4 protein-coding genes and 1 tRNA gene are annotated in these 5,445 nt (G+C 69.2%); 3 read left to right on the forward strand and 2 right to left on the reverse strand.

What is annotated here, in order from left to right:
- Window positions 1-99 precede the first annotated feature (99 nt).
- Window positions 100-186 (reverse strand) — tRNA-Gly (locus IVW53_15480).
- A gap of 484 nt (window positions 187-670) precedes the next feature.
- Here IVW53_15480 and IVW53_15485 point away from each other — a divergent pair.
- From IVW53_15485 to IVW53_15495, 3 genes are all read left to right on the forward strand, one after another.
- Window positions 671-2,632, forward strand: coding sequence for a glycosyltransferase family 2 protein (locus IVW53_15485; protein ID MBF6606968.1), 1,962 nt, complete (start codon window positions 671-673; stop codon window positions 2,630-2,632).
- 185 nt (window positions 2,633-2,817) lie between these two features.
- Window positions 2,818-4,191, forward strand: a complete 1,374-nt coding sequence (locus tag IVW53_15490; GenBank protein ID MBF6606969.1) for a glycosyltransferase — start codon at window positions 2,818-2,820, stop codon at window positions 4,189-4,191.
- On the forward strand, window positions 4,167-4,904 hold the full coding sequence (locus IVW53_15495; GenBank protein ID MBF6606970.1) for an HAD-IIB family hydrolase: 738 nt from the start codon (window positions 4,167-4,169) through the stop codon (window positions 4,902-4,904). The genes IVW53_15490 and IVW53_15495 overlap by 25 nt, the downstream gene beginning before the upstream one ends.
- A gap of 17 nt (window positions 4,905-4,921) precedes the next feature.
- Here the strand turns inward: IVW53_15495 and IVW53_15500 are convergent, their stop codons facing one another.
- On the reverse strand, window positions 4,922-5,152 hold the full coding sequence (locus IVW53_15500) for a hypothetical protein (protein ID MBF6606971.1): 231 nt from the start codon (window positions 5,150-5,152) through the stop codon (window positions 4,922-4,924).
- Window positions 5,153-5,445 lie beyond the last annotated feature (293 nt).

A 5,445-nucleotide genomic window follows, 5' to 3' on the forward strand; every position in this document is an offset into this window, starting at 1 on the left:
CCGAGCGGAGCGAGGTGGCGGCCTTCATCGCGTTCGTCGTCGAGCGCCACGAGCGCGGGTCGGCTCGCCGATCAGCGCGCTGACCGCCCGCGGGCCGGCTGGGAGGCTTCCGGCATCCCGGAGGGCGAGCCCGCCGGAGCAAGGACCTGCTTGGGAAGCAGACACTCTGCCAGCTGAGTTACTCCCGCTCGGCAGGCCCATATTCTAGCGGCCGATCGCCGGATAGGGACGCCATGCCGGGATCGTGGGGTCAAGTCCCAGCTTGTGGTGTAACAGGGCGTCATCCTCGCGCCTGATCTATCAGCTCGCCATGAGGAGCGTCGGGCTGGCTGCTCACGGCTGCCGTTCGGGCGGCTCCATGGGCGCAGCCGGGGCGCTCCGGGTATCCTCGGTCCTCCATGAGTCATCCGATTCCCCCCGAACGATCCGCGTCGTCGCCGCTGCGCCACGCTGTCGAGATCTGCGAGGACGAGATCGATGACGTCGTCACCGTCTTGCTCCCCGACGCCACCGTTGGGCGCCGCAGCGGGCCGGATTCCAGGGTGCTCCTGCCGCTGGATGCGAGGACGGTCCGGCGAGCGACGGATGGTCCGTTCGGGAACACACGACCATAGGACGGGCTCCGTCGGACGCGCGCGTCCGGTCCGGCCTTCGCCGCTGGGATCGCCTCGTGCGCTGGTTGCCGCTGCCGGTCATCGTCATCGGCGCCTGGCTCCTCGCCAATCACCCGCTCATGCATCACGGATACGAGCTCGGCACCGACGCCCACATCTATTACCGCGGAGCCCTCGCCTGGCTCGACGGCGGCGACCCGTGGCAAGCCGCCTACCACGGCCTCCACTTCGCCGCGCCGCCGTGGGCCTTCCCCCTGCTCGCCCCGTTCGTCGCGCTCCGCGAGTCACAGGCGGTCGAGCTCTGGATGGCGCTCGACGCGGTCGCCGCGGCGTACATCGTCCGGCGCTGCGGGTTGTCCTGGCTCTGGCTCCTCTTCCCGCCGCTCGTCCATGGCGTCCTCAATGGCAACCCCGCGATCGTCAGTCTCGCCCTCATCCTCGGCGTCGCTCGCCCGCTCGGGCTCCTGCTCCGACCGCAGATGGGGTTCGCCCTCCTTGGCGATGGGCGCTGGCGGGCGCTCGCGGTGACGGCAGTCCTCGGCGTCGTGCTCATCGCCGTCCTCCCAGTCGGGACGTTCCTCGCCGAGTTGCCGATGATCATGGCGCGATACGCGATTGAATCCCAGGGCGGCTCGACCGGCGGGACTCCGCTCGCGCTCGGGGTCGGCGTCGTCTCGGTCCTTGCTCTCGCCACGGTCGATCGTCGCGAAGCTGGCTTCCTTGCCACGATCGTCGCCGTCCCGATCAACGGCTGGTATGCCAGTGCCGCCGCGCTGCCGTTTATCAACCCGATCCTTGCCGTCGGGCTCGCCCTGCCGATCGTCGGCCTCCCGACGGCGACGATCGCCGCCTATGCGACGGTGCGGCTCCTCATCCGGTGGGCTCCGACGGCTCGGCCGGCACGATTGCTGGCGCCGCTCGTCGAACCGTGCCGACGGCGGCGTGCGTCCGGTGGCGACAAGGAACGGGCAGGAGGATCGTCGTTCTCTACGGTACAGGCGGGGAGCGATGACGCGCGGCCCATACCCAGGATGATCGCTACATTTCGAACCATGCACTCCAGTGAGCCCGTCGCGCAGCTCGCGGCCCGAACCCACGTGATCATCGTTCACTACGGCGACGTGGGGCTCACGCAACGCGCCGTCGCATCGGTCCTCTCGGGTTCGGAACAACCGGGCCTCATCGTGGTCGTCGACAACGGACCGGGAGCGTACCCGGAGCCGGAGGGTGACAGCGCAGCGCGGTTGATCGTGGCACGTCCTGGCCGAAACACCGGGTTCGCCGGCGGGGTAACAGTGGGCCTCGAGTCCCTGCCCCAAGATCCATCGGGCTTGATCTGGCTCCTCAACAACGACGCCATCACAGATCGCGACGCGCTCCGAGAACTGCTGGCGACCGCCCGACGAGCTCACGGCCCGGCACTGGTGAGCTCGCTGGTATTGGACGAGACGACCGGAGCCGTCTGGTTTGAGCGGCCCCGCTTTCTTCCCTGGCGACTGGAGAGTCGCCATTGGATGTTCCGCGGCCAGCATCTCCCAGACGACGTCGAGGTCGGACGGGTCGTCAGCTGGAGGTCGGTGCCCTACCTTCCCGGCTGTAGCCTGCTCGTCCCCAACCGCCTCCTCGCGAGTCTTGGTGGACTCGACCTATCGTTCTTCATGTACGGCGAGGACGTCGACCTGTCGATCCGAGCTCTGCGGCTGGGCTACGGGCTTGTCCTGTCGCGCCGCTCCATCGTGCGTCATCGGACGTCCTCGGGAACACGCCCGGCCGAGCGCGAGCGGATGGTCTCGGAGACCTCGTTCCGATTGACGGCAAAGTACTATCCGTGGCTCTTGCCTTTGGCGCTCGTAGGCGCGGTCGCGACCGGCTGCAAGAATGCGGTCGCTCGCCGAGAGCGCTGGTGGTTGACGACCCGCTTGGAGGGATACCGGGCCGCTCTGAAGGCACCCGGCATCGTGTCCAATCAGAAACGCCGGACCGGCGTTTCTGGAGGCAATGAGCGCAGCTGGCCCTGAGAGCCGGACCACCGAAGCCCTGACCTGATTGGCGGTCCAGGCGTCCTCGCCACCTGATTGCGTGCCAGTGGGCTATCATATCGGGCCATACGCTCCGACGAACTGCGCGAGGCGCGGGAGCACGTGCGGAGCCGTCGTCTTTCTTGGCGCACGGTCGCGCTGGTCGGTGCGGGAAGGGAATGCCCATGGCCCGACGCGCGGCCCGACGCATCCTCATGATCTCGATCCATGGCTACGTCAGCGGCCAGCCCGAGCTGGGACGCCCCGACACCGGCGGTCAGGTCGTCTATGTGCTCAAGCTCTCCGAATCCCTCACGCGTCTTGGTTATCGGGTCGACATCATGACTCGCGGGTTCGAGGACCAGCCAGCGATCGAGTCCCTAGGCAAGCGCCTCCGGATCGTCCGGATCCCGTGCGGCGGACCGCAGCTCATCCGCAAGGAGTGGATGTGCGACGTCATCCCAGAGTGGGTGGCCAACGCCGAGCGGTTCATTCGGGCCAAGGGTCTCTCGTACGCGTTCATCGACAGCCACTACTGGGACGGTGGCCTGGGCGGCGATGGGCTGGCCAGCCGGCTCGGCATCGCCCATGTCCACACGCCCCACTCGATCGGCTCGTGGAAGCGCGACAACATGACCGGCGATGCCGGGGAGCTCGATCGCCAGTACAACTTCACCCGCCGAATCCGTGACGAGCGCGCGATCTACGACGACGCCGACGCGCTGGTCGCGACGACGCCGCAGCAGCGCAAGATCCTCGTCAGCGGCGAGTACGACGTCCCGGCCGACAAGATCGCCGTCATTCCGCCGGGGTTCGACGACGCGCGGTACTTCCCCGTCTCCACGGCAACGCGCCAGGCGCTCAAGCGCGAGCTGGGGGTCGAGGGTCCGCTGATCCTGGCGCTGGGCCGGGTGGCAGCGAACAAGGGCTACGACCTTCTGCTCCGCTCGCTGCCAACCGTGCTGTCGCGAGTGCCCGGCGCCCGGCTCCTGCTGGCCGTCGGCTCGACCGACCCGACGCCGGGCGAGGCGCGCCAGATCGAGGACCTGCGCCGGCTCGCCGGGGAACTCGGGATCGCCGACAGCGTGCTGTTCCGCGACTACATCCCCGACGAGCAGCTGGCCGATACCTACCGGTCGGCGGACGTCTTCGCCCTGAGCAGCCGGTACGAGCCGTTCGGCATGACGGCGGTCGAGGCGATGGCGTGTGGCACGCCCACGGTCATCACGACCGAGGGAGGACTCTGGGAGATGGTGGCCTGGGGGTTGGAGGCGCTCTACGCGAACCCGCTCGACCCGGAGGCGTTTGGGCATGCGGTGGCGACGGTGCTTCTCTATCCGCGGGTCGCGAGCCAGCTCTCACGGTTCGGCTCCCATCGGGCGAGGTCGTCGTTCACCTGGAATGGGATCGCGCAGGCGCTCGTCAATGTCCCGAACCTGGTCGAGCGCCACATCGAGGGAGCCGAGCCGGGGCGTCAGGGCGGTCCACAATCGCGGTTGCCGGACGCCGTCGAGGGCCACGGACAGGAGGTCGAATGGGTACCGGCCGCGTCCTCGTAGCGGACATCGACGGCACGCTGCTGGGCGACGTTGACGCGCTCGAGCGATTCGCCGCCTGGCACGCGGCGCACCGAGCCCGGTACCGGCTCGTCTACGCGACCGGCCGGCTGCACGGGTCGCTGCTCGAGCTCATCGCGGGGACCGCCTTGCCCGAGCCGGACGTGGCGATCACAGCGGTCGGGACCGAGATCCATGGCGGGAGCGGGCGCCCATGGCCAGGGTGGGCCGAGCAATTCGACGGCTGGTACGCCAATGCTGTCCGGCGCACGCTCCGCCAGTTCACGTGGCTCGAGCTCCAGCCGGAGGAGGCCCAGACACGATTGAAGGCGAGCTACGACGTCCTCGGCCTGAGCGCATCCGACCGGTCGACGATCCGCCGCGCCCTCGCGCGAGCCGGTCTGGACGCATCGATCGTGTACAGCTCGGGCGTCCATCTCGACGTCCTGCCGTCTGCCGCCGGCAAAGGGAACGCCGCACGCTTCCTGGTGGACTCGTGGGGCGTTGCCGCCGCCGACGTCATGGTCTTCGGCGACTCCGGCAACGATCTCGACCTGTTCCAGCGCGGATTTCGGGGAACGCTCGTGGCGAACGCTCTGCCCGAGTTGAGCGCGGCCGTGGGCGACGACGCGTACCCCTCGCCCCTCTTCTACGCGGCGGGGGTCCTGGACGGCATCCGGCACTGGTCGGGGCCTGATTGGCTCGACATCCAGTGATAGCCATCTGGCAAGCGTCAGTCGACCCGGTCGGCGTCCGGGCTTTCAGATCGAACCGGTGTGGACGGCTCGCTTGGGCGACAGCGACGGCCCAACACGGCCGGTGTCCCCGCACGCCGCGTGGGCCAGCTGGATCTCGGCAGACCCTCGGCCTCGGCCGCCGCCTCGAGGACCGCCCGGACCGCGTCGCTGTCCCAGGCGACGAGGTCGCTCGCGCGATACCGCTGGCCGCCGTGGTCCTCGTCCACGGATGTGCTCATCTCCGTGCGCCGGGGCATCAGGGTCGTCGCGCCGGCATCGGCGGTCGGTGGGCGCAGCGTGCGGATCACCGCGACCGTGTCGCCGGGCGCTCCGGTCGGCGTGTCGTTCCGGCTCTACCGCTATGACCTCGTTTCGGGCCGGCCCCCCTCCCTCCGCGGGCTGCGGGCAGCTTCGGGCCACGCCGACGAGGGGGCTGCGCGTGGGGATCAACTCCTTCGGGCCACTTGCTTTGGGGTTCGGGCCACTCGCCGTTGCGGTTCGGGCCGGCCCACAAGGACCG

It is taken from the genome of Chloroflexota bacterium (assembly GCA_015478725.1).
In the GTDB taxonomy this organism is placed as follows: Bacteria; Chloroflexota; Limnocylindria; order Limnocylindrales; family CSP1-4; genus C-114.

Coding starts and splice junctions, on each gene's coding strand:
- IVW53_15490 (MBF6606969.1), top strand. CDS start 2,818: ATGGCCCGACGCGCGGCCCGACGCATCCTCATGATCTCGATCCATGGC.
- IVW53_15495 (MBF6606970.1), top strand. CDS start 4,167: ATGGGTACCGGCCGCGTCCTCGTAGCGGACATCGACGGCACGCTGCTG.